Origin of the sequence: Shewanella sp. SM101, assembly GCF_025654465.1 — a bacterium.
Classification (GTDB): domain Bacteria; phylum Pseudomonadota; class Gammaproteobacteria; order Enterobacterales; family Shewanellaceae; genus Shewanella; species Shewanella oncorhynchi.
The window spans coordinates 21,868-45,722 of sequence record NZ_JAKKRH010000003.1; the positions used below are offsets into that span (position 1 = coordinate 21,868).

General features: G+C 44.8%; 24 protein-coding genes. 9 read left to right on the top strand and 15 right to left on the bottom strand.

Annotated elements, in window-relative coordinates:
* Positions 1 to 46: 46 nt before the first annotated feature.
* The gene (locus L5M38_RS02170; protein ID WP_131525198.1) at positions 47 to 1,054 is read right to left on the bottom strand and encodes a Fe(3+) ABC transporter substrate-binding protein; all 1,008 of its coding nucleotides are present in this window, start codon (positions 1,052 to 1,054) and stop codon (positions 47 to 49) included.
* A 220-nt stretch (positions 1,055 to 1,274) separates the two neighbouring features.
* Between L5M38_RS02170 and L5M38_RS02175 the strand changes: the two genes are divergently transcribed.
* Complete coding sequence (locus L5M38_RS02175) at positions 1,275 to 1,676, top strand: hypothetical protein (protein WP_263178194.1); 402 nt, start codon at positions 1,275 to 1,277, stop codon at positions 1,674 to 1,676.
* A 14-nt stretch (positions 1,677 to 1,690) separates the two neighbouring features.
* Here the strand turns inward: L5M38_RS02175 and L5M38_RS02180 are convergent, their stop codons facing one another.
* The 3 genes from L5M38_RS02180 to L5M38_RS02190 form a co-directional block, all read right to left on the bottom strand.
* On the bottom strand, positions 1,691 to 2,287 hold the full coding sequence (locus tag L5M38_RS02180) for a glutathione S-transferase N-terminal domain-containing protein (RefSeq protein WP_131525196.1): 597 nt from the start codon (positions 2,285 to 2,287) through the stop codon (positions 1,691 to 1,693).
* Between the two features lie 92 nt (positions 2,288 to 2,379).
* Positions 2,380 to 3,129: a ferredoxin--NADP reductase gene (locus L5M38_RS02185; protein ID WP_173247453.1), complete on the bottom strand. Its 750-nt coding sequence runs from the start codon at positions 3,127 to 3,129 to the stop codon at positions 2,380 to 2,382.
* Positions 3,130 to 3,253: 124 nt separating this feature from the next.
* Positions 3,254 to 3,880: a DUF5610 domain-containing protein gene (locus tag L5M38_RS02190; protein WP_168824649.1), complete on the bottom strand. Its 627-nt coding sequence runs from the start codon at positions 3,878 to 3,880 to the stop codon at positions 3,254 to 3,256.
* A 226-nt stretch (positions 3,881 to 4,106) separates the two neighbouring features.
* Here L5M38_RS02190 and L5M38_RS02195 point away from each other — a divergent pair, with 226 nt between their 5' ends.
* The 3 genes from L5M38_RS02195 to L5M38_RS02205 all read left to right on the top strand — a co-directional run bounded on the left by L5M38_RS02195 (position 4,107) and on the right by L5M38_RS02205 (position 6,587).
* A complete protein-coding gene (locus tag L5M38_RS02195) occupies positions 4,107 to 4,724 on the top strand; it encodes a histidine phosphatase family protein (RefSeq protein ID WP_263178195.1) in 618 nt (205 codons plus the stop codon).
* 11 nt (positions 4,725 to 4,735) lie between these two features.
* On the top strand, positions 4,736 to 6,226 hold the full coding sequence (locus tag L5M38_RS02200) for an FMN-binding glutamate synthase family protein (protein ID WP_263178196.1): 1,491 nt from the start codon (positions 4,736 to 4,738) through the stop codon (positions 6,224 to 6,226).
* Positions 6,227 to 6,377: 151 nt separating this feature from the next.
* Positions 6,378 to 6,587, top strand: coding sequence for a hypothetical protein (locus tag L5M38_RS02205; RefSeq protein WP_105250224.1), 210 nt, complete (start codon positions 6,378 to 6,380; stop codon positions 6,585 to 6,587).
* Positions 6,588 to 6,695: 108 nt separating this feature from the next.
* Here the strand turns inward: L5M38_RS02205 and L5M38_RS02210 are convergent, their stop codons facing one another.
* On the bottom strand, positions 6,696 to 6,953 hold the full coding sequence (locus tag L5M38_RS02210) for a hypothetical protein (protein WP_105250225.1): 258 nt from the start codon (positions 6,951 to 6,953) through the stop codon (positions 6,696 to 6,698).
* 79 nt (positions 6,954 to 7,032) lie between these two features.
* On the bottom strand, positions 7,033 to 8,829 hold the full coding sequence (locus L5M38_RS02215; RefSeq protein ID WP_263178198.1) for an ABCB family ABC transporter ATP-binding protein/permease: 1,797 nt from the start codon (positions 8,827 to 8,829) through the stop codon (positions 7,033 to 7,035).
* A 472-nt stretch (positions 8,830 to 9,301) separates the two neighbouring features.
* On the opposite strand from L5M38_RS02215, the gene L5M38_RS02220 reads away from it, so the two are divergent.
* On the top strand, positions 9,302 to 9,478 hold the full coding sequence (locus tag L5M38_RS02220) for a hypothetical protein (RefSeq protein WP_105250227.1): 177 nt from the start codon (positions 9,302 to 9,304) through the stop codon (positions 9,476 to 9,478).
* A gap of 103 nt (positions 9,479 to 9,581) precedes the next feature.
* Here L5M38_RS02220 and aroG read toward each other — a convergent pair whose 3' ends face one another.
* The 5 genes from aroG to L5M38_RS02245 all read right to left on the bottom strand — a co-directional run bounded on the left by aroG (position 9,582) and on the right by L5M38_RS02245 (position 14,426).
* Entirely contained in the window at positions 9,582 to 10,637 is a 1,056-nt protein-coding gene (aroG, locus tag L5M38_RS02225; protein ID WP_131525191.1) for a 3-deoxy-7-phosphoheptulonate synthase AroG, read from the bottom strand.
* A gap of 351 nt (positions 10,638 to 10,988) precedes the next feature.
* A complete protein-coding gene (locus L5M38_RS02230; RefSeq protein WP_263178199.1) occupies positions 10,989 to 12,182 on the bottom strand; it encodes a tetratricopeptide repeat protein in 1,194 nt (397 codons plus the stop codon).
* 127 nt (positions 12,183 to 12,309) lie between these two features.
* Positions 12,310 to 12,648, bottom strand: a complete 339-nt coding sequence (locus L5M38_RS02235; protein ID WP_028761802.1) for a hypothetical protein — start codon at positions 12,646 to 12,648, stop codon at positions 12,310 to 12,312.
* A gap of 178 nt (positions 12,649 to 12,826) precedes the next feature.
* Entirely contained in the window at positions 12,827 to 14,077 is a 1,251-nt protein-coding gene (locus L5M38_RS02240) for an ammonium transporter (RefSeq protein WP_263178201.1), read from the bottom strand.
* Between the two features lie 10 nt (positions 14,078 to 14,087).
* A complete protein-coding gene (locus L5M38_RS02245) occupies positions 14,088 to 14,426 on the bottom strand; it encodes a P-II family nitrogen regulator (RefSeq protein ID WP_028761800.1) in 339 nt (112 codons plus the stop codon).
* A gap of 344 nt (positions 14,427 to 14,770) precedes the next feature.
* On the opposite strand from L5M38_RS02245, the gene L5M38_RS02250 reads away from it, so the two are divergent.
* Complete coding sequence (locus L5M38_RS02250) at positions 14,771 to 15,313, top strand: hydrolase (protein ID WP_263139709.1); 543 nt, start codon at positions 14,771 to 14,773, stop codon at positions 15,311 to 15,313.
* 154 nt (positions 15,314 to 15,467) lie between these two features.
* On the opposite strand, the gene nrfA is transcribed toward L5M38_RS02250, so the two are convergent.
* Positions 15,468 to 16,871, bottom strand: coding sequence for an ammonia-forming nitrite reductase cytochrome c552 subunit (gene nrfA / locus L5M38_RS02255; protein ID WP_263178202.1), 1,404 nt, complete (start codon positions 16,869 to 16,871; stop codon positions 15,468 to 15,470).
* A 225-nt stretch (positions 16,872 to 17,096) separates the two neighbouring features.
* Between nrfA and narQ the strand changes: the two genes are divergently transcribed.
* Together narQ and L5M38_RS02265 are read left to right on the top strand one after the other, a co-directional pair.
* On the top strand, positions 17,097 to 18,932 hold the full coding sequence (gene narQ, locus L5M38_RS02260; protein ID WP_263139712.1) for a nitrate/nitrite two-component system sensor histidine kinase NarQ: 1,836 nt from the start codon (positions 17,097 to 17,099) through the stop codon (positions 18,930 to 18,932).
* Positions 18,925 to 19,554, top strand: a complete 630-nt coding sequence (locus tag L5M38_RS02265) for a response regulator (protein ID WP_263178203.1) — start codon at positions 18,925 to 18,927, stop codon at positions 19,552 to 19,554. The genes narQ and L5M38_RS02265 overlap by 8 nt, the downstream gene beginning before the upstream one ends.
* Before the next feature lie 91 nt (positions 19,555 to 19,645).
* On the opposite strand, the gene L5M38_RS02270 is transcribed toward L5M38_RS02265, so the two are convergent.
* Positions 19,646 to 20,020 carry a YacL family protein gene (locus L5M38_RS02270; RefSeq protein WP_105250233.1) on the bottom strand — a complete coding sequence of 125 codons (375 nt, stop codon included), beginning with the start codon at positions 20,018 to 20,020 and terminating at the stop codon, positions 19,646 to 19,648.
* Between the two features lie 196 nt (positions 20,021 to 20,216).
* On the opposite strand from L5M38_RS02270, the gene L5M38_RS02275 reads away from it, so the two are divergent.
* Positions 20,217 to 21,182, top strand: coding sequence for a zinc transporter ZntB (locus L5M38_RS02275; protein ID WP_131525184.1), 966 nt, complete (start codon positions 20,217 to 20,219; stop codon positions 21,180 to 21,182).
* Between the two features lie 97 nt (positions 21,183 to 21,279).
* On the opposite strand, the gene L5M38_RS02280 is transcribed toward L5M38_RS02275, so the two are convergent.
* Entirely contained in the window at positions 21,280 to 22,413 is a 1,134-nt protein-coding gene (locus L5M38_RS02280) for a succinylglutamate desuccinylase/aspartoacylase family protein (RefSeq protein ID WP_263178205.1), read from the bottom strand.
* A gap of 1 nt (position 22,414) precedes the next feature.
* Positions 22,415 to 23,770 carry a lysine-sensitive aspartokinase 3 gene (gene lysC, locus L5M38_RS02285; protein WP_131525182.1) on the bottom strand — a complete coding sequence of 452 codons (1,356 nt, stop codon included), beginning with the start codon at positions 23,768 to 23,770 and terminating at the stop codon, positions 22,415 to 22,417.
* Between the last annotated feature and the right edge of the window lie 85 nt (positions 23,771 to 23,855).

A 23,855-nucleotide genomic window follows, 5' to 3' on the forward strand; every position in this document is an offset into this window, starting at 1 on the left:
ACTGGCGCTGATAACCTAAATCTGCATTTTGTCGCTAGCACTGGAGCTAGAGATCAAACTGCACTTCATCTAATAGCTTAACCGCCGCTTGGTGATATTCTGCCAACTTAAAAATGGGCAATTGATCTGACTTAAACTTACCCCATGAAGCCACTAAAGATGAAGGTGCCACATCGGCTTTCACTGGATATTCCATATTCACATCGGCATAAGCCTTTTGAGCCACATCGGCGGATAAGAACTCCATCAATTTGATCGCATTGGCTTTATTAGGCGCATGGCGAGTTAATACCATGCCAGACACATTCACATGGGCACCGCGGTCAGCTTGGTTCGGGAAGTTGAGCGTCACAGCTTCGGCGATCGCCTTTTGCTCAGGATCCTGCAACATATTGCCGTAATAGTAGCTATTACCAATGGCGATCTCACACACACCTTCTTTTACTGCGGCAATTTGCCCCCTGTCGTTCCCCTGAGGTTTGCGGGCTAAATTAGTTTTCACGCCTTGTAACCAAGTTTTTGCCTCAGCTTCACCGTGATGAGCAATCATAGATGCGACTAACGCTATGTTGTATGGATGCTTACCACTGCGAGTACAAATCTTTCCTTTATATTTGGGATCGGCTAATTCTTCATAGGTCAATTGCTGCTGGCCTAAACGATCCTTGGCTGTATAGAGATTTCGCACCCGCATAGTCAGGGCATACCACTGACCATCGGGGTCGCGATACTGCGCAGGAATATTGCTCTCTAGCAGGGGATTTTTGACTGGAGAGGTTAGATCTTTATCCACTAATTCAACTAAACGTGAAAAATCAGACGTCAGCACAAGATCCGCTGGGGATAAACGGCCTTCACGGACGAGACGCTCGGCAATACCGTCTTTAGCAAATACCAAATTCACACCTATGCCAGTTTCTTCGGTGAAACGCGTCAGGATAGGCTCCACCAAGAAAGCTTGACGATAAGAATAAACGGTTAATTTATCATCTGCATTCGCTGAATGCCCAACCGACATTAACCCAACAACAGCCGCGCAAGTTACCCATTTCATTACCGAATTCTCCCCAAAGTGATGACGTGTTCTGCAAAATTAGAACACTAACGCATTAATGATAATGCTTATCAGTTTCGCAAGAGTAATAGATACAGAACTTGAGAGCAAGCAGCTAATTAACTTCATGTTTTTAATGGTATTAATCTGAAAATTTGAGATTATCTCAAATCAAACTAAACTGAACCTTAATTTGATAAAAATGCTTTCAGGAGGCGTTATGTTAACTGTTTTGCTGCTAGGCGTAGCCGCAATTGCGCTATTTGGCTTATTCAAACTCAATAGTCGTCCCAAAAGACATAAACACTCTTCTCAAGCTGCTGATCCCAGCATTAATAAGACTCACAGTTTTCACAGTGTGAGCATAGTGAATAACGGCAGTTGCTGTGAGCAGATTGAAGCGCTTTCTGGAAAACGATTTTTATCAAAAGATGCGCCCGAAATTCCGATGGAAGAATGCACTATGGCAAACTGCCAATGCCGCTATCAACACCATGAAGACAGGCGCCAACTAGGCAATGATCGCAGAGTAGAATATGGGGTTACTCGTGAGTTATTCGGCGCTTTTGGTGAACAAAATCGCCGTGATAGGCCAAGAGGAAGACGCGCAACCGACGGTTGAGCATCCTCTGCGGATTATTGGGGACGAGTTTGAATAAATGCAGGTAAATCACGCATTTCACTGAACCAAAGTGCTGTCGCAGGTGCAACCTTACGCCAATCTAGCTCTGGATGTCTAAAATCCACATAATCGAGTAAGCAAATCAAGGCTAATTGCGGTGCTTGAATCGTGGTTTGGGTGATCACAGTTTGAAGCTCAATCTGCATAAGGCCGCGCAGCAGTGCTTGTTCAAAACGTGCAGTCCAAAATACTGATCTCACGCCTTCTTCTTCACGCATTTGCTCTTGGCGTAATTTCACCGCACTATCGATTAAGCCTTTGACTAAAGAATACTGACACTCCAGCACCCAGTTATTATTTGAGATCCCAAACATCTTACGATCGCCAAGCTCTGCATCTAGGTAACGCATGATCACTTCACTATCGAATAGTGCTACACCATCGTTGGTAATAAGACACGGGATCTGTCCTAACGGGTTAGCATCGAGTAATTCTGCGCTGTTTTCAAAGGGATTAACTAACTGCTCTTCAATATTGTTAATCCCTAGATACTGGATTAAGGCTCTTACACAACGGGCATAGGGCGAAGCTTGAGAACTTAACAACTTCATCAAAAATTTCCTTTTGTTTGCATTAAACGCTATGGCTTTTTAGGGGCAAGAACGGCAACAAGTTTACTCTCGCCTTCTATGTAAAATTGAGATTACCAGTATTTTTCAACGGTAATTTGCCCAGGAGCACGGCGTAAATTCTTCACTAACCCTTTATCGAGTAAAGCGGCTTGCGCACCATTAATCATACCCGGATTGCCGCAGATCATAACTTGAGAGTCAGCTGCGTTTAAGGTTAATCCTGCCTTTTTTTCGATTTCACCCGAGACTATTCCCTCGGGAATGCGGCACTGCAAAGCATCGGCAAAGGGTTTACGGGTCACACTCAAGACTAATGAAAATTGTTCAGGGTATTTGCGTTCTAAATTACGCAGCTTATCAAGATATGCCAAATCCTGTGCCTCGCGCACGCCATACACAAGCACGACTTTTTCAAAACGCTCCCAAGGTTCATCGGTGTCGAGCATAGACAAAAATGGCCCTACCGCTGTTCCTGTGGCTAAAAACCACAAATGCTTCCCTTGGAGTTCACCCTTAGGAATTTCAGCTAAGGTCATAAAACCGGTCGCGGTTGAGGTAATTTCAATTTCATCGCCTATTGCAAGGTTGTGTAATTGAGGCGATAACAGGCCATCCTCTACCGCAACGGCGAGCACCTCGGCATAGGGTTTATCGGGAGAATTAACTAAGGAGTAGGCTCTAGCCACACGCTTATCATCTTGCATTTGACTTAACTTGATAAACTGACCAGGAATAAATGGAGCTAACTCGGCAGCAATGCGCAATGAGAATAACTTATCACTCCAATCAATACGTTCTATCACTTGTCCCCTAATCCACATAACTTGCCCTCAAGCGAAACGTTAAATAGGCTTCCAGCATAGACTTTTTTCTGCACAACAAAAACCCCTTATATAAGGGGCTTATGACTATAACGCTGAATATAGAACTGAAAATACTGAGGTATTAACTCGGACTCGATGCTGTCTCATCAGTCTTCTTGTTAAAGCTATCTCTAAAGGCTTGCAGCCCCTCTTGCACTAAGCTGTAGGTTTTATCGACACCATCGGCAATATCACCCTGCAATACTTTAAGGCCGGACAGAATATCTTTAGCCTCTTTAAAGCCATTGTCGATGGCACCGCCAATAATCCCCATAAAGCTATCGAGTTGATCACTTAGACTCATACCCGAATTTTGTTGTTGGTGAATGCTAAAAAACTGCGTCGCAAAACTCACGATACGATCTGCAGTCGCTTCTGGAGAAGTATCTACGCCATTATCGTAAGCCGTCTGAATCGCGTTCTCGCCCATAGTGGGCGCTAATTCTTTATTAATCGACTCTATCGCTGCGCGATAAAGCAAGGCCATAGACTGATCGCCTGACTTGATATTCACATCTTGCTGTGCCGATAAAATCGCTTGATTCATCAGCTGCTTACTCGTTTGCTGCGCGGTTTGCTTCGAGGTTACTTCTGTGGCTTTCGCGTCCTTCGAATCACTCACTTCGGTGCCCTTAGACGCCGCGTTTTCAGCATATTTTTTCTGTGGCAAAGGAGTACTTTGCACTTGAGGGGGTTTATTGATTTCCATGATGACTATCCATTCAATTCGGGTCGACTTAATTATCGACCAAAATTTAACCAGCTTTAGTAATTTTTAGAATTGAAGTACCATCTGACCACAAGGCCATGATAAGGCCCACATAAATTAAGTGGGTTCATTCTTTAATAAGGTGCATAAAGCGCCAACCCACCGCAATGCAGATCATTACTATCGCTGAGCTTAGACATAAGCCAATAGAAAAGGATGTTACACCATGGCAGCAGGCCGCAGTTTGAGTCATTTCCGCTTTCACGGGTTTACACTAATCCTTAAGCACTATTTTAAGCATAATCTGGGTATCAATATAAAACGCTTTAGCCTGCTAACAAGCCTCGTCATATTCACTTGCCTCGGCTTTACTCCCATTAGCCAAGCTCATGCGGAGAGCAGACTAATTATTTTAGTCAGACATGCCGAAAAAGCCGACACGCCAGCCAATAACCCGCAGTTATCACCCAAGGGAGAAATGCGCGCAACATCACTGATCACTGCCTTGAGCCGCACGCCGCTGTCGCAACTTATTGCAACTCAATATCTAAGAACCCAACAAACACTCGCGCCCATCTCCGAGGCTCGCCATTTACCTGTGACGATAGTAGAAGCAGCCAAACCTATCGAAGGATATATTCAACACATTGTTGAACAAGTGCATGCTGTAAAGGGCAATACACTCATCGTTGGGCATTCAAACACTGTCCCACTGATCATTAAAGCCCTTGGCGGACCAGAGATCCAAGCGATCAGCGAAGATGATTATAGCCAGCTGTTTTTACTATCTCTTAATGATGACCAACCTGCGAGCTTGATCGCCACCCGTTACGGACAAGAATAAGGATAAATAACATGAGTGAACTCAATTGGTTTATGTGGGGACTCGATCTATTTTCAGGGCTGTTTTTGATTGTAATAGGACTCGCAGTACTCGCGGTTATTTACATGTATATCGCAGATAAAATGCAGACCAAACAAGCGGTAAGACATAACTATCCCGTGATTGGTCGCTTTCGATATTTGTTTGAAAAGCAAGGTGAGTTTTTCAGACAATACTTTTTCGCCCAAGACAGGGAAGAATTGCCCTTCAACCGTGCTGAACGCAGCTGGGTGTACCGCGCCGCTAAAAATGTCGATAGAACTATCGCCTTTGGTTCGACTCGCCCCTTGGATACTGCCGGTACTGTTATGTTTATGAATACCGCCTTCCCAACCCAAGATGAAGAGATCACACCCATTCATCCACTGACAATTGGCACCAATTGCCGCCAACCCTATACGACTCAAGCCATTTGTCATATTTCAGCCATGAGCTTTGGGGCTCTATCGCGCCCAGCAATTACCGCCCTTTCCCACGGTGCAGCGCAGGCGGGTTGCTGGCTTAACACAGGTGAAGGCGGCTTGAGCCCTTATCATCTAAAAGGTGGCTGCGATATCGTCTTTCAAATTGGAACGGCCAAATACGGTGTACGTAATGAGCACGGACATTTAGACGATGAAAAGCTCAAGTCGATAGCCATTCATCCCGAAGTCAAAATGTTTGAAATTAAAATGAGTCAAGGAGCTAAACCGGGCAAAGGCGGCATTTTACCAGGGATCAAAGTCACAGCTGAAATTGCCCATATCCGCGGTATTCCTCAGGGTTATGACTCTATTAGCCCTAATGGTCATATTGAATTCAAATCCGTGAACGATATTTTGGATATGGTTGAACGAGTACGTGAAGTTACAGGTAAACCAACGGGCATTAAGGCCGTACTCGGTGACGTACAGTGGCTCGAAGATTTATGTGATGAAATCGAACGTCGTGGCGAAGACTCTGCCCCCGACTTCTTTACTTTAGACAGTGCCGATGGCGGCACAGGCGCTGCACCACAACCTTTAATGGATTATGTCGGATTACCACTGAAGGAAAGCTTACCTATCCTAGTTAATGTCTTGATCCAACGAGGCTTGCGTAAACGCATCAAAGTCATCGCTTCGGGTAAACTCATAGTGCCATCAAGAGTCGCTTGGGCTTTGGCATTAGGTGCAGACTTCATCGCATCGGCCCGCGGTAATATGTTCGCCCTAGGTTGTATTCAAGCCTTACAGTGCAATAGAGATACCTGCCCAACGGGCATCACAACCCACAATCCCAAGCTACAACAAGGACTCGATCCTAGGGATAAATCGGCTCGTGTTGCTAACTATAATCATAATTTACACAATGACTTAGCCTTAATTGCGCACTCTTGCGGAGTGACAGAACCAAGACAACTCAAACCCTCACATGTCCGAATTGTACTCGATAGCGGTTTATCCATTTCACTCGATAAATACTATGCACATATGGATAAGTAGCCGCGAACCCTCGCGGTTAATGGCGAATACAACTTTCGTCTATATAGGGTTTACATAAGGTATATTTGAATGCGTATCACAAAAGAGGTAAGATCCGTGACGTGAGACATTATTCAAATGTCTTACCCACAATTGAACTTAAGGAAACACTTTGAAATCTAGCTTCGTAAGCCAACTGCCCGCCAGTAAAACTGTAAGCACTAGCTGTAAGAGCTGTAATCGCCTGACCGAGATCGAAGGTGAACTAGTGTGTTTTCGCGAAGGGCAGATCATTCGACTCACTTTGATAGATGAGTCAGTACCTAAATTGAATCTTTTATGTGAAGGTTGGAAAGCGGGGAAGCTGAACGGCGTAGCTTAATTCAGCCATATTTTATCTCTGGAGTCTCTCTAGAGCATCAAGAATAGAGGCTCACCTCTATTCTCGGACGTTCTCACCTAAACTGTACTAAAGCACTAGCGAACACACCTAACGCATACCCATAAAGTCACTTGTCGGCGCGTTCATATCGCGGATCACACCCGCCAGCACCATTTCTGGATTGACTTTAGCCAAGGTAAGTCGCCGAGTAGTAACCAACAGGCCCGCATTCAATTCAGCATGAATGCGTTGCAATGAATCATAATCAACACCACGTTTTTTCAATGTCGCCATGATGGCATACCAATCAGTGGCGACTTTTTCTTCTTTGCCTTCAATATTAGCTCTCAGTGTAATATTTTCCATGCCAGATCTCTTCCGATTGATGTGTTGGCATTGAGTATAGAGAGCCGAAGCTGAATAAAGACTGAACTGTATTACGCTATTAACTGCTCAGATGAGTATGTTGTTGCTCATTTTGTATCCGCCATAATTTGGCATAGAGACCATTTGCCAACAGCAAAGTCTGATGATTACCTTGCTCAACTATTTCTCCTTGGCTTAATACCACAATTTGATCGGCATCGACTATGGTCGATAACCTATGAGCCACCACTAGGCTAGTGTGCCCCTTAGCGACTTCCCGCAGTGCCGACAAAATAGCTTGCTCGGAGCGACTATCGAGTGAAGATGTCGCCTCATCAAACACCAGCACTGGCGAGCCCTTCAAAATGGCCCTTGCTATCGCGACCCGCTGTTTTTCTCCGCCAGATAGCTTTAAGCCGCGTTCACCCACCTTTGTGTCCCAACCAAGGGCAAGTGATGCAATAAATTGCTCTAAGTGCGCTAATTTAATAGCGTTACGCACCTCTTCATCCGTCGCGCTTGGGCGACCATAACGTATATTTTCGACTAATGAATCGTTAAACAGCACAGTATCCTGCGGCACTATGGCAATGGCACGCCGCAGCGCATCTTGGGTGAGATGGCGGATATCTTGACCATCGATTTTAATCGCACCTTGGTCCACATCGTAAAATCGAAATAGCAGTTTAATCAGGGTCGATTTACCTGCGCCACTATCACCTACAACAGCCACCTTTTTACCGGCTTCAACCTTAAAGCTCACGTCCCGCAGAATTTGCCGCTCATCGTAGCTGAAATTAACATTTTCAAATATCAACTCACCCTTAGTGGGTTGAAAATCGAGTGCTTGGGGTAAGTCGACTATCATAGGATGTTTATCAAGTAGGCTAAACATGCGCTCAATATTGGCTAACGCGCCGCGAATTTCGCGATACACAAAACCTAAGAAGTTAAGGGGTAAAAAGAGCTGCATCATAAACGCATTAATCAACACAAAATCACCTAAGGTCATATCGCCATAGGTAACTCGGTAAGCCGCCAGCGCCATCATAGCAGTCATAGCCAAAGCGATAATCACAGCTTGTCCACCATTGAGCGCAAACAAAGATAAACGATTCTTACGCTTAGCTATCTCCCACTGTTCAAGCGCTTGGTCATAGCGCTGCGACTCATACTTTTCATTATTAAAATACTTTACCGTTTCATAGTTCAGCAAGCTGTCGATGGCGCGGGTATTCGATAACGAGTCAGCCTTGGCCGCATCACGTACATACTCAGTACGCCATTCGGTCGCGACCACAGAAAAAATAATATAAGCCAACACAGCAATAAAGGTGATTGCCGCAAACGCAATGCCGTAGTTATAAAAGAAAATGCCAATCACCATGACAATTTCGAGCAAGGTCGGCACTATGTTGAACACCATAAAACGCATGAGGAAACTCACGCCGCTGGTGCCGCGTTCAATATCGCGGGATAGGCCGCCGGTTTTGCGCTCTAGATGAAAGTCGAGATCCAGTCGGTGTAAATGGTCGAATACCGCTAAGCCTAAACGGCGGATCGCCCGCTCAGTCACCCGACCAAACAAGGTATCGCGGATCTCCCCCGTAATCGCCGTCAGTAAACGAATCGCACCATAGGCCAACACTAATCCTACGGGCACACTGAGGGCTTGCGCGGTTTTATCGGCATCTAAGGTGTCGACCAAATGCTTCAGAATAAAAGGTAGAGCCACGCTGGTCAGCTTAGCGATGATGAGGCATGACATCGCCAACGCAATACGGCCTTTGTATTCCAATAAGTAAGGCCAAAGCAGCTTCATGACGTGCCAGTTTAATTTATCGACTGGACCTTCAAAATATAACGTTGGGCGCATAGGACATAACCTTGAATGAGTTATGCCAATTGTAACAGTTCACACCGGACATAAGCTAAGCGAAACTAGCAAAGTCTGAATAAAATCAATCAGATTTTCCTGACAGACAAATAGACTTATTCACGACATACTCAGCTGCTATTTTGATTGCATTTAAAGCCAAAACATCATACTTACGCATTACACTGGCGTATTCACAATAAATGAATTTATACTGATTTGTGTTCAGGCATGTACCGTTTTACTTAACCTCAGAGCCGTATGTAAGAGGATAAGAGTGCAATGGAAGAAGGCTTGGCACAAAGTTGCTGCTGTTGATTATTTTTGCCGTTTTGCCCAAAATGCCATGGAGGCGGTTATACAAATCAATAGAATTTGTTAACCTCTACGCGCTAGATTTTGCGATTCATACGCCCAAGTTCTAGCGAGAACATTAAGACAAACAAATTAAATTAAGATCAAAGGAAGCTTTATGTTGGATTCCGCTAAAGTTCAATACCCGCCATTACCACTGATCCAAACTTGGGTGTGGATGATGATCGAATCAGGCAATCCAGAGATACAAGATAAAGGTAGAAACAACCTTATTGCCGCCTTTGGTAGCTTAGCCAAAGCAAATGAATACATTGTTGAAATAAGCAATAAATAGATAAAACAAAGGCGCCGGGATAGTGCCTTTGTTTTTACTTAACCCGCAATCGTTAACGCCTGACTCAGGTATAGTTGCGGTTTATGTTCGCTTGAGCAGATAATTAAACCTGACGGCGTTCGATAATGCTTTGATTCAAAATGGCTAACAGACGCTCGGTATCATCCCAACCAATACACGCATCGGTAATACTCTGCCCATAGCATAACTCTTGACCTTCAATAAGATCTTGACGACCTTCCACTAAATGGCTTTCTACCATAACACCAAAAATAGCAGTATTTCCCGCCGCCACTTGACCAGCGACATCTTCAGCAACCACTAACTGACGTTGATACTCTTTACTACTATTCGCATGGCTAAAGTCGATCATGATGTTGTCGGCAAGCTTTGCTTTTAACAATTGCTGGCTAATCTCAGTGACATGCGGCGCGCTATAATTGGGCTCGCGGCCACCCCGTAAAATAATGTGGCAATCAGGATTGCCCTTAGTCGAAACGATCGCCGAATGGCCCAACTTAGTCACAGATAAAAAATGGTGTGGTGCATTGGCAGCACCTATCGCATCAATAGCAACTTTAATCGTGCCATCTGTACCATTTTTAAAGCCGACCGGACAAGAAAGACCCGAGGCTAACTCTCTGTGTACTTGAGATTCTGTCGTACGGGCGCCAATGGCTCCCCAGCACATTAAATCAGCCATATATTGTGGGGTGATCATGTCAAGAAACTCACCCGCGGTTGGCATACCGCTGTCGTTCAAATCCACTAATAATTTACGGGCGGTGCGTAAACCATCATTGAGTTTAAAGCTGTTATCCATGTAAGGATCGTTAATCAGCCCCTTCCAACCCACTGTGGTTCTTGGTTTTTCAAAATACACTCGCATCACAATTTCGAGTTGATCTTTATAACGTTCACGCAGTGAGACCAAACGCTGTCCATATTCCAACGCAGCTTTGGGATCGTGGATAGAACAAGGGCCAATCACCACTAAGAGACGATCATCAGACTTAGCCAGAATATTATGGATACTATTACGCGCATTAAACACAGTCGCAGAGGCTTTTTCGGAAGCAGGAAATCGTTCAAGAATCGCGATAGGTGGAAGTAACTCTTTTACTTCTTTAATGCGAACGTCATCATTTTGGTAATACATAATTTTACTGCTCCAACGCTGGTGTTTTAGGCTATTTCTATCGCTGCGATAAGGGATCTCAACTGCAATACTGGGTTCAATTTATCGAGTCTCAGGCGCCAATGCAACCAAGTTGTCTCCATTTCAAAAAATCAAATATAACTTATTGTTTTAATATATTTTAAAAAAATAAAAATTCAAATATGCCAGCTAACTCACAGCCTTGATGAACAAAATCGAATATGGCGGATAAAAAGGAATAAACATATTTGCTGCAAGTGTATTTAGGTGCCCTATGTTAGCAAGCAAAGATGTTTACCCGTAATAAGCATAATTGATGACCAGCTCTCCATAGAAAAAAGCGGGCAAATGCTAATGCTGTAACATGACTTGTAACTTGCTCTGATAGCGTTGACGCTCTGACTCATCTCGGCTCAAAGCCAAGGCTTTATCCATATTCAGTTTGGCACGCTTTTCGTCCCCCAGAGCCCAGTAGGTTTTAGATAAACCGAAGAAGAACTCATGACGATAATCCGCTTTTGCCAACGCCCTTTGATACCAAGCCAAGGCCTCGTTGTATTGATGCTCATCATAGGCTTGCTGCCCCATATCATAGTAATAATAGGGATTACGTATTCGCGCTAATTCAAGCACTTTATTAATTTCGGCCCATTCATCAAGCCGACCCTGCTCCCCTAAAATCAAGGCTAAGTTATAAAGCGTTGTCAGATTTTTCGCATCAAACTTGAGTGCATAGCGATAAACCTGTTCGGCCCGCTTTTCATCACCTTTATGCCGGTAAATAATGGCGAGCGTGTTGAGTGAAGGAACAAACTGGCCGACTTTTAAACCCGCTTTGATCAAGGCATAGGCCCTGTCTAAATCACCGTTCACCAAAGACTCTGCCGCCATGTTGTTGTAAAACATACTGATTAAGGTCTGCCGATCCACTTGGGTTTTACCGTATCCCCGTAGAGCTCGCTCCGGCATAAAGTCCACTAAAACAGCTGCAGATGACACATAAACTGAATGTGCGTTTTCAGGTGGAAATAAACGTAAATTCACATGCCCATTGATTAAATAGAAATCACCTTGCTTATCCCATACGGGTTCTATCGCGATATCTTGATACTCAGCACTCACATTCAATATGTCCGCTAATGCAGAAGTCATGACCACTAAAGACATGCAATTACCCGCCCTTTGGGCGTAGGTTTCACGGGCAATTTGGGTCAGATTATTTTGATATCGAAAATCAATGTTAGCGCTATTGGTTTGACTCGCATTGATATAACTAGCTAACCATTCATTGGCTAACATGTTGTTATTGTGTGACAAAGTGTATATCCCATAGCGACGTTTTACGTCTATCACAACCTCGGGGGGCAGATAAAAGATATCAGCAACAGAAGGAATATCGGCCACAGGGGTAAACAGTGAATCGGCAAGTAGCGACTCAAGATCAGACGGATCAGGCGCGATGGTCGTCGAGCTACAAGCAAACAATTGACTGAATACAACGCTCAAGATCGTACTCAAGTATACGGCTCGGAATAGTTTCGACATACGTCCTCCCACACCATTAGCTCCTATTTGAGCTTATTACAAATGGCGAAAAAGACGACATAAAATGGTTACAAAAAATGATAATCGCGATCGATTGAAAATAATCGCAAATAATTTAACGAATTAACTATTGTGAAGGTCGGTCAACTTCTATGTATAACTCACGCTGCTGATAATGATACGGCCGATAGTTATGCTCTCCACAGGTAAAATGTCGATAGGGTTTCATGACCGTAACGCAACCTGAGGGTAAAGCCTGCAAAATTTGGATTTGCTGCTGGCGACGAAGCGACTCCTGCCATTCAAAATCCTTGAGCACTTGATCACGCACGGCAAAGGCATCGACAGGCTCACTTGAGCGATTAACGATCACTTCTCCTGCAAAGGCAGAAACCGATATCCAGCCAGAAATGACGATAAGACTTAGTCGCGAAAATTGACCTATTGTTTTTATATTCAAGCTCATAGAACACTCCTTAATTTATACAAGAAAACAGAATTGCTCAGTAATTAAGCTTATGACCCTGTGCTTAAACTTCAATCACATTGATTACCCATAAAAAAGCAGAGCCTAGGCTCTGCTTCACTATCCCTCGATCCAAGCTAAGCATCAAGGTGAATCACGTGTTAATGTGCAAGTTTAATCAGCCCGCATTTTTGACCGTAACAAACTCAGGATAGGCATCAATACCGCAGTCAGAAGCATCCATACCGTTGTATTCTTCTTCCTCAGTCACACGGATCCCCATGGTTATCTTAATCACATACCAGACTGCAAATGATGAGCAGAACACCCAAGTGAAAATGATCGCTGCGCCCGTCAACTGTCCGGTAATAGTTGCATTGGCATTGGATAATGGCACACACATTAAACCAAGGAAACCAGCCACACCGTGTACTGAAATCGCACCAACGGGATCGTCGATCTTAATGCGATCTAAGCCCACAATCGAGAACACCACCACGCCGCCCGCCACTAAACCAATCGCACCCGCCATTAACAATGAAGGCGAGAGAGGATCTGCCGTAATCGCCACTAATCCAGCCAAAATACCGTTAAGGATCATGGTCAAATCCGCTTTACCCCAAATCATCTTACACACGATAAGCGCAGAGATGGCACCAAAAGCCGCTGCAGTATTGGTATTCACAAACACTTTTGCCACTGAGCTTGCATTCGCCGCATCCGACACCATTAATTGCGAGCCGCCGTTAAAGCCAAACCAGCCCATCCACAGAATAAACATACCTAAGGTTGCCATTGGCAAGTTAGAGCCTGGAATAGGATTCACTTGGCCATTAGGCCCGTATTTACCCTTACGCGCACCGAGCAATATCACGCCAGCAATCGCCGCGGTCGCCCCCGTCATATGCACAATACCGCTACCAGCAAAGTCTACAAAGCCCAGTTTAGCGATAAAACCTTGGCCCCAAGTCCAATAACCTTCTACTGGATAGATAACCGCTGTCATCACCACAGAAAAGAACAAGAAAGCCCACAACTTCATCCGTTCCGCCACAGCACCAGAGACAATTGACATCGCCGTTGCCACAAATACAACTTGGAAGAAGAAGTCAGATTCTAATGCATGGCTCGCATCTGCTGATTGCGAACCAATTAAGGTGCCAATTGACGGTAACCAGCCACCTTCAGTGTTATCCACATACATGATGTTATAGCCAACCAACAGATACATCACACAGGCAATCGCGTACAGCACAACGTTCTTAGTTAAAATTTCAGTGGTATTTTTAGAGCGAACTAAACCCGCTTCTAACATAGCGAATCCCGCCGCCATCCACATGACTAAAGCACCAGAAATCAAAAAGTAAAAGGTATCGAGTGCAAAGCGTAGTTCAGTGACTGTGCCGCCTAATTTCGTTAATTCTTCCATTGTCAGCCCCTTATAGCGCTTCAGTATCAAGTTCACCCGTACGGATACGGATAGCATGTTCTAAATCAACGACGAAGATCTTACCGTCACCAATTTTCCCCGTATGGGCCGCAGTGGTAATCGCCTCAATCAACATGTCGAGATTTTCAGCCTTAGTGGCAATTTCTAGTTTTACTTTTGGCAAAAAATCCACCTGATACTCGGCGCCGCGATACAACTCTGTATGCCCTTTCTGACGGCCAAAACCTTTCACTTCGGTCACCGTCATGCCCTCAATACCAATTCCGGCGATAGCTTCACGGACATCATCCAACTTAAACGGCTTGATGATAGCGCTGACTAGTTTCATCCTGACCTCCAAAAAAACGCGATTGTTATTAACTTGTATCAAAGGTAATTCAATCATTAGGCCAACAATTTAATCTATTGATTATTATTGGTTTAAATTGTTTAACACTATTTTTTAAGGTTAAAAACGCACCATAATCGAGCACAAACTGGTGCGATGCACTCTTTTAGTGAGCAGTTTAAGTGCGACAGCTATTCGACCTTAGGCCTATTGGTAACAAGGTTAAATTAGGGTCTACTGGGGGAAGCGTAAATCGAGATGAAATCTGAGCATCACAACACAAGCTCTTAGACAAAAGCGAAGATCATCACTAAGACAATCATCAAGCGCAGAAGGAAGGCCCGATGTTAAAACCAGAAGAATGTGTTCTCGTTATCGTCGATGTGCAAGGAAAACTTGCACAAATCATGGATAACAGTGACAAGCTGCATCAACAACTACAGACCTTAATCCAAGGCGCACAATTATTTGAAATTCCAATACTGTGGTTAGAACAACTACCCGATAAACTCGGAGCAACTAGCACTGAGCTGCAAACCTTACTTGCGAAAACCAGCTCACCCATTGCTAAGCAGCATTTTAGCGGCTGGCACTGTGACGCGTTTGCAAAGGCATTAACTAAGACGAATCGCAAACACGTCATAGTCGCGGGTATTGAAACCCATGTGTGTGTTTACCAAACCTGTTGTGACCTTATCGAGCAGCAATATTCGGTGCATTTAGTCGCCGATTGCGTATCGTCACGCAGTGCTGAGAATAAACAACTTGGGATCCAAATGATGACGGCCAGGGGCGCCCTATTAACTAACGTGGAATCGCTATTATTTGAATTACAACATCAAGCCCAAGGCGAGCGATTTAGGGCGTTATTAAAACTGATCAAATAGCGATTTAGCCCGTGGTATTCACTCGGCCAGCATGATCAACGCCTGACATTACTCGATATTTTTTCCATAAAAAAGCCCCCGCTGAGTCAGCGAGGGCTTTTGTTTGCATGAGGGGTTAGCTCATATCGAAAACTCAACCACGATTGATTAAAACCTACTTATAAGTGGCTTCGCGTTTTTTCGCTTCTTCATCCCACTTAGGTAACATGTCTTTCTTAAATGCTTCTTTCTCTGCATTCATTTTATCCATGTCCATACCTAATGCTGCTTGTGCCTTAGCTTTGGTAGAGATATCAGGAATCGCAACAGGATCTGTGATGCCTTTTTTACCGAGTAATTGCGCTAACTTCACACGAGCATCAGCAGCTTTACTTACCGAAGTTCCCAGAATACGCAATGCTTCATCCGGTGCGTGAGCTGCAACACCATGGGAAGCAATCGCTAAATCCCAACGCCATTGTGAGTGGCGGATATCTGTCAGTATGGGTTTCATTTCTTCTTCAGTGGCGCCAGCTTTCCACGCAGCCTCTGCTTCAAAGTGTGCTTTGACTAATTGCTCTTCCGCTTTCAACTTCATTTCTTTAACTTTGGCTTTACGCTCATTAGTCACGCCAACCAAAAACTCTTTAGTCTGGCTATGGCAAGTTGCACAGGTTTCTTCAAAACGGTCGAATGGATTGCCCACTTTATGATCAGTAAACTTCTTACCTTCAGCACTGGTCACTTTTGGCATGTGACAGTCAACGCAACTTACATTATTCATGCCGTGAATACCCATTTTCCAAGTTTCATACTCTGGATGCTGGGCTTTTAACATTGGTGTCTTAGAAAGGGCGTGTGTCCAATCAGAAAATTGGATTGAGTCATAGTAGACTTCCATTTTTTCAACTGTTGTACCCATATCCCAAGGGAATTTAACAAAATTCTTTTTGTCGTCAGTTTTCTCAAAATAATACTCAACGTGGCACTGAGCACATACCATTGATTCTTTATCTTGTTTAGACGCTTTGCTAAAAGGTGTACCTATAGCTTCAAAAGCACGGTCTGCATAAGGGCGTGAAATACGTAACTTTGGAGAGCTTTTTTCATGGCAATCACCACAACCAATGGTATTTGTCACTTCAGGGCCACCCTTTGACCACTTACCTTTGAAGTAACCATCTTCGCCTTGCTCTTCAATCAAGCGAGGTACGTCAGGGCTCTTACAGCTCCAACATGCCATCGGCATAGGACCATCTTCCGCATTAGCGGGTGCACCTGTACGTAGCGTGTTGCGCACGTCAGTTACCGCATACATGTGGCCGCGTGGTGCATTATAATCTTTAGCAAAACTATAACCCGCCCATAAGATCACCATATTAGGATCTTGTGCAAGTGCATCCACTAGTTCTTCACTTTTAGCGGTATCATGCCAGCTACTGTATTGATTCTTAAATTTATCTTTATAAACTTCGTTGCGAGGCTCTGTTTTATCACTCGCCATTGCGCCCGCAGCCATGAAGCTGGCGGCAACCAGTGCACTCAGTGCAAAGGACTTACCTGTCATCTTCTTCATCATCTCATCTCCGTGTTGCATTATTGTTGTAAATCACGACATCTCCATGGTCAAACTTAGTGATTTAACCCTGCTAAAAATATACCTCTTAGGGGGTATCTAGGTTGAAGTTTGCGCTAGATCAAAATGTAAAGGTGTTGTTGTTCACATTTCTATACTTTTGTTAATGTATTACATTATTTTCTAATGTAAAAACCACTGCAAAGTGCCATAACAGCGGCCATCAAAATGAACAGCGGATTAATGAAACGAGGTAGTCTAACCTCAAAAATCTTAGGATTAATGTTAGTACTTATTCTGCTCTCTAGTAGTTTATCGACTTTTGCTATCATCAATTTGTCCTACAGCTTAGGCGACGCCAAGGCGATTAATGCCTCAGGGTCGCTGAGGATGCAAAGCTATCGGTTAATGTTTTACGCCAACTCAGGCAGCGATGCTGCGCAGGATAAAATCACCGAATTCGAAAATACGCTCTATTCCGACACGTTAAAGCCCTCGGAAAGTTGGTTTAGTCCGCCAGAAATTGCCGCTCAATATCAGCTTGTCATCGATAAATGGCTGGTGATGAAACACTACATAGAACAAGAAAACTCCCGCGATTATGTCGCCTCACTGAAGGACTTTGTTGATACCATAGATTTACTGGTGCTAGAGATGGAGCACTACGCCGCCTTTAAACTCAGGCTCCTTGCCGCCAGCCAAATATTAGGCTTAGGCGTCATGCTCATTATCGCTTTTGTGGCCGTGCGTTTTACAAAGAAGAAAGTGGTGATCCCACTGCAAAAACTGATGGAGTCGGCGAATACCATTTCTAAAGGTAATTTTGAAATTGAAATGCCCGAGACCGAATACATTGAACTTACAGCGCTGACCCATGCCCTACAAAAAACGGCGAAGGAACTCGCGACGCTTTATGGCAACTTAGAATCGCAGGTAGCAGAAAAAACCTTAGCGCTGACAAGGGCCAACAACGAGCTGGCATTCTTATATGATAACCTACTGACATTAAACGCGAATAAACTCGATTATAAGGCGCTCAAGGCGGCGCTGAATCAGTTAAAAGGCTATGAATCACTCGACTACCTAAGACTCATTATCCAGTATCCCGAGCAAGAGCTTGAAGTGATTGAGGCCGATGGCGGCTGGCCAGATATGACTCAAGAGAGCACCCGTTTTCCACTGCAATTTGAGCAGGCTAATTTAGGCTATTTAGAGTTAATTGCCGCTCAAACACCCAATATCGCCTTGTTTAACAATTTCGCAATTATGCTGACGCGCTCAATCGTGATCCACAATGCCACAGAGCAAAGACAGCAACTGGCGCTAATGGAGGAACGTGGCGTAATTGCCCGAGAGCTGCACGACTCTTTAGGTCAAGTGCTATCTTTCCTAAAAATCCAAATTAGCTTATTACGCAAAAACTTAGATTGCAGTTGCCGCAGTCCAATCGTTGAGGCGCAGCTAACCGAAATCAACGAAGGTGTAAGCACTGCCTACGTGCAGCTCAGGGAGTTACTATCCACCTTTAGGCTCACAATTAAAGAACCCGATCTAAAAAGTGCTTTAGAGGCTATGCTTGAGCAACTCAGGACAAAGACGAATATAAAGATAACCTTAGACTATAAACTTGCGCCACAATGGCTAGAGGCAAAGCAACACATCCACATACTGCAGATCACGCGAGAAGCGACGTTAAACGCCATCAAACACGCTGAGGCCAGCCTCATTAACATCCATTGCTATAAGGATGACGAGGGTATGGTCAATATTGATGTTTGTGATAACGGCATAGGTATTGGACATTTAAAAGAACGAGATCAACATTTTGGCATAGGTATAATGCATGAACGAGCCAGTAAGCTTTCAGGTAAAGTCGTGTTCAGCGACAATGATTTAAAGAAATTTAAACCTGCTATGACAACCACGACTGAGCAAGGATGCAATGCACAAGACGACGCACTCAAACCTAACAGCCCATTAAACCTTGTGCACCACAGCAAAGGGTCAAGTGGCACTAGAGTGACGCTTATTTTCCCATCTCAACAGGAGCCTTCAAATGGGTAAACCTTATTCCGTACTGGTGGTCGATGACCATCCCCTCTTGCGCAAAGGCATCTGCCAGCTCATCGCTTCAGATCCTGACTTCAGACTATTTGGCGAAGCCGGTAGTGGTTTAGACGCATTAACCGCAGTGGTCACCGATGAACCCGACATCATATTGCTCGATCTGAATATGAAAGGCATGACAGGCCTAGATACCCTCAACGCCATGCGCCAAGAAGGTGTTACCTCACGCATAGTAATTCTCACCGTTTCAGATGCAAAACAGGATGTTATCCGTTTACTTCGCGCTGGAGCCGACGGCTATTTGCTCAAAGATACTGAGCCAGATTTGCTGCTCGAAAAACTCAAAAATGCCATGCTTGGCCACAGGGTGATCAGCGATGAAGTAGAGGAATACCTTTACGAACTTAAAGATGCGACCGATGAACAAGAATGGATTTCAAGCCTGACCCCAAGGGAGTTGCAAATTCTACAGCAACTGGCGGAAGGCTTAAGTAATCGCATGATTTCAGAGCATTTACACATTAGTGAAGGCACAGTTAAAGTGCACGTGAAAAACCTACTGCGTAAAGCCAATGCTAAATCGAGAACCGAAATGGCGGTGCGCTACCTAAATAATTAAAGATACGAAAATAAGCTTGGTATCGCGCAAACAATAAAGGCAATCCCATGATTGCCTTTATGTTTTTATCAAATAGAGATTAAATAAATGATTACAAACCTTTCTCAATAAATTGCTGCCAACTCAGTAACGCCTGCTCAAAATCCTCAAGGCCACAATAAGCTTCTGACTCAGCATCATAGAGTGACATAGCCTCTTCCAATTCATATTCTTGCTCAAAGCCTAAGGTATTGGCAAAGACTCGCGCCTGTTCACGCTCTAACTCTAAGGTAAAATCATTACCAACAAGACGCCATGAACCTCGTTTATCGGCTTGAATTTCTTTTATCACACCCAACACTTGCTGAATTTTAGCTAACTCAGTCCCTAATTCTTCCGTAAACCATTGCCCAAGCACTTCATGATCCATGCTAAAGCTGGCCAGAAAAGTGCCGGTTAAACTGTTACGCCGAAATTCGTATTCCATTTTATTGTCTCTTTGATCTAAGCCTACTAATGCTAATTTTAACCTATCCTTGGCTAAGTTGCTTGCATCACTCAGCACATCAAATTTATGTCAATTAACATTTACCTCATGTCGTTAAGCATAAGTACTGACTTCATTTTCATGACAAAATCAGTTAGTTTGTTTGGATGATTTTGAAAGTTAAATGGAATGCGATATGCACGAAGGGTTTATCTACAGTTTAGTGCTCAGCGGCGCCCAAGCGGGTTCCACCTTGAGCCTAGAACAGATCGAAAAATGGGATCCTCAGGATGGCCTACTCTGGTTACACCTTCGCTATCGCAATAAAAAGGCACGCCACTGGATACTCAATAGCGGTCTGCCTAAGGTCGAAAGTGATGCCCTACTCGCCCAAGACACTCGCCCCCGCGCTGTGATTACAGGTGAAGGCATATTACTCGCATTACGCGGCGTTAACCTCAACCCCAATTCTGCTCCAGAAGACATGGTAGCAGTGCGTATCTATGCCGATAAACAGCGTATCATTTCCACCTGCGATCGCGAGTTACAGTCAGTCAAAGATGTCGCCGAGCTGATCCTTGAGGGAAATGGGCCTACAACTACGGGGGACTTCATCGTCGCAATCTGCGAGCGACTGACCAATCGTAAAGTCGAGTTTATTGATAAATTGGAAGAACAGCTCTCTGATTTAGAAGAGCTCGTCGTCTCAGGCAATGTGAAAGACTTACGTACCGATATCGCCGAACTGCGCCGTCAAACTGTGGCCATTCGCCGCTATTTAGCCCCACAGCGCGAAGCATTCTCGAAAATGATTTCAGAGCAATTCAGTCTATTTAAAGATACTGAGCGACTCAAGCTGAGGGAAACAAACGATAAACTTATCCGCACCATTGAAGATCTCGATGCCCTGCGCGATAGGGCCAATGTGACTCAAGAAGAATTACTCAGTCAGCAGTCGGAGCAACTCAACAAACGCTTATACTTCTTATCCTTAGTGTCAGCAATCTTCTTACCGCTAGGCTTTTTAACAGGCTTACTTGGGGTCAATATTGGCGGGATACCGGGCGCGGACAACACTTGGGCCTTCGCCACCTTCTGCGGCATATTAATCTCACTCGTCGCCCTGCAAATGGCGCTGTTTTATCGATTTAAGTGGTTATAGCCACCTTAAAACAACAAAGCCAATCGATTAGGATTGGCGTTGTTTTCTCTCAGTCCGATAAGCTAATTGTTATGGGCTAATGCTTACGAGCTAATTTTTATGATTTAGGCTGGAATGTCGGCAACTCAAACACATTGGTCATCACTTTATAAAGCTCAGTTCCTTGGTGCACTGACGCCGAAGCAAAGTGTAAAATCGGCACACAGTCCTGCCGCAAACTAACCGTTTTTAGCTCATCAGCCGTACCATATAAATCCATTCGCAGCAAATTCACTAAGGGCTGCCCCGCAGCCAATGGCTCACCCACAGGTGCAAGGTATTCCACTAAGCCAGAACTTGGCGCGTGATATTTTTTATAGTCTTTTAGATAACAACCAAAGCGCTGCATTTTAGCGGGTGCAACGGTTTCAGCGATCACGCCTCGGTGGCTTAAATATGCCAAAATCCCTTGTGCATCAACCCGTGCATCCTCAAGACAGACGCGCTCTTGGCTCGCCAATTCCAAGGTTAACGCTGACACTGCAACCCCTAAATCGCGCCCTTGAGATTTTGCAAAATCACTCAATTGCCACCAAGGACAAAACGCAGCCTCATCCATGGCGCCACCAAAGGCATTGGGGATAATGAGCGTATAAGGGATCGACAAAAACTGCGCAGCAGCTAAGTCATATTCAGGACAATACAAGTGCTTACAAGACTTAGGACCTGTGTGCAGATCGAGCACTATATCCGCACCATGGGCCATAATCTGCAGGTTAACCGCAAGCCTATGGCCGGTTGTAATGCCCCATTCATGACGCAATTTTTGCTGACAAGCTTCAACCAAAGTACTGCGATAGGCTTGGATCAGCTCGCTATCACTCAGCTTGGCATGTTCCCCATACCAAGTCGGCAAATCAATAGCATGATTCAAATACTCACGATTCCAATTCGCCCCCGTAATAGGATCAAATCGGCCAAGGGTAAACTCACCACTTTTTTGGTTGATCCCGAGTGGATTCGCCAATGGCACTAAGGTGATTTCGCCGCGGATGTCACAGTGTTCAAGCTGCTTCATCAACTGATAAATCACCGCATTCCCTTGTACTTCAGCACCGTGGACATTGGCCTGAATATACACTTTGGGGCCAGTCGCCTTATCGTCACTCGGTTTGAAATGGTAGATAGGCAAAGTGAGTGCTTGCCCTGCGGCAAGCTCCCCGATTTGCAGAGACGATGTTGTCGGCAACATACTAAACGCCTTCGAACAGATTTTGATGCAGCGATTTAACCACTTGCGCCGCTTCCGATTCTGCCACTAACACACACAGATTATGTGGGCTGGCACCTTGGCAAATCATCCGCACATTGTGTGGTTCTAACACTTCAAACACACGACGACAAATACCCGGCGTCGTCGCAATACGATTACCGATAATCGCCACTAAGGCCAATCCATCTTCAACTCGCACACGACAATGCTGTGATAATTCTTGCAGCAATGCCTCACTCAACAGACCTTGTCCACTTGAATCCGAACCAGTTTTATCTAGGGTTAGAGACACATTCACTTCTGATGTGGTAATCAAATCCACACTGATCTTATGTCGCGCTAATGTCGCAAAGGTTTCCGCTAAAAAGCCCTGCGCATGCAACATTTGCAAGCTGTGAAGATTTAATAGGGTTTGATCGCGGCGCAAAGCCACAGCGCGGAATACGGGCGCATCTTCCACTTGATGACGGATCCAAGTTCCGCCCTTTTCAGGCTCTTTACTTGAACCCACAAACACTTGAATTTGCTGACGAACGGCAGGAAGAATAGTCGCTGGATGCAATACCTTGGCACCAAAGGTCGCCATCTCGGCAGCCTCATTGAAACTGATCTCGGCAATCGGAAAGGCATTGGGCGCCAAACGAGGATCCGTTGTATAAATCCCAGCGACATCGGTCCAAATCTCTACCGCTGAGGCGCGTAACGCTTCAGCTAACAGTGCAGCAGAATAATCACTACCACCACGACCTAACGTTGTTGTTTGTCCCGCTTCATCGGCACCGATAAAGCCTTGCGTGACAATCACTTGTTCCGCTAATAGTGGCTGTAGATAATCACGAGCTAGAGTCGCAATCTGCTCGACCTGAGGTTCGGCTCGGCCAAAGTGGCTGTCAGTACGTAACACTCGGCGCACATCGAAGGCACTTGAGTTGACACCTTTCTCACGGATCACCGCCGAAAACAACGCTGAAGAACATTGCTCACCGAGGGACAACAACTCATCCATAGTCGCTTTGCTGCGTTGTGATGCAAGCGCTTCACTCAATACTGACATGCGACTCAATAATTTATCTAATGCGGCGGCCACATCGTTAGGACGACCGAGCTTATCTAAAATCGCATATTGAATTTGGGCAATTTGTTTTAATCGCTGTAATCGGCCATCGTCGTTGATCGATTCTTGGGTCAATTCTACTAGTAGATTTGTCACGCCGCTCGAAGCGCTGACCACGACTAAACGGCAATGAGGATTAGCTAACACTATGTCGGCACAGCGATTCATAGCGTTATAGTCGGCGACTGAGGTGCCACCAAATTTTGCGACAACGAGGGACATTAGCGCACCTCCGTGAAACACGTAGGGCAACAAATAAATGCAGATTGAATAAGATATTGATTAACTAACATGATCACACTCCGAA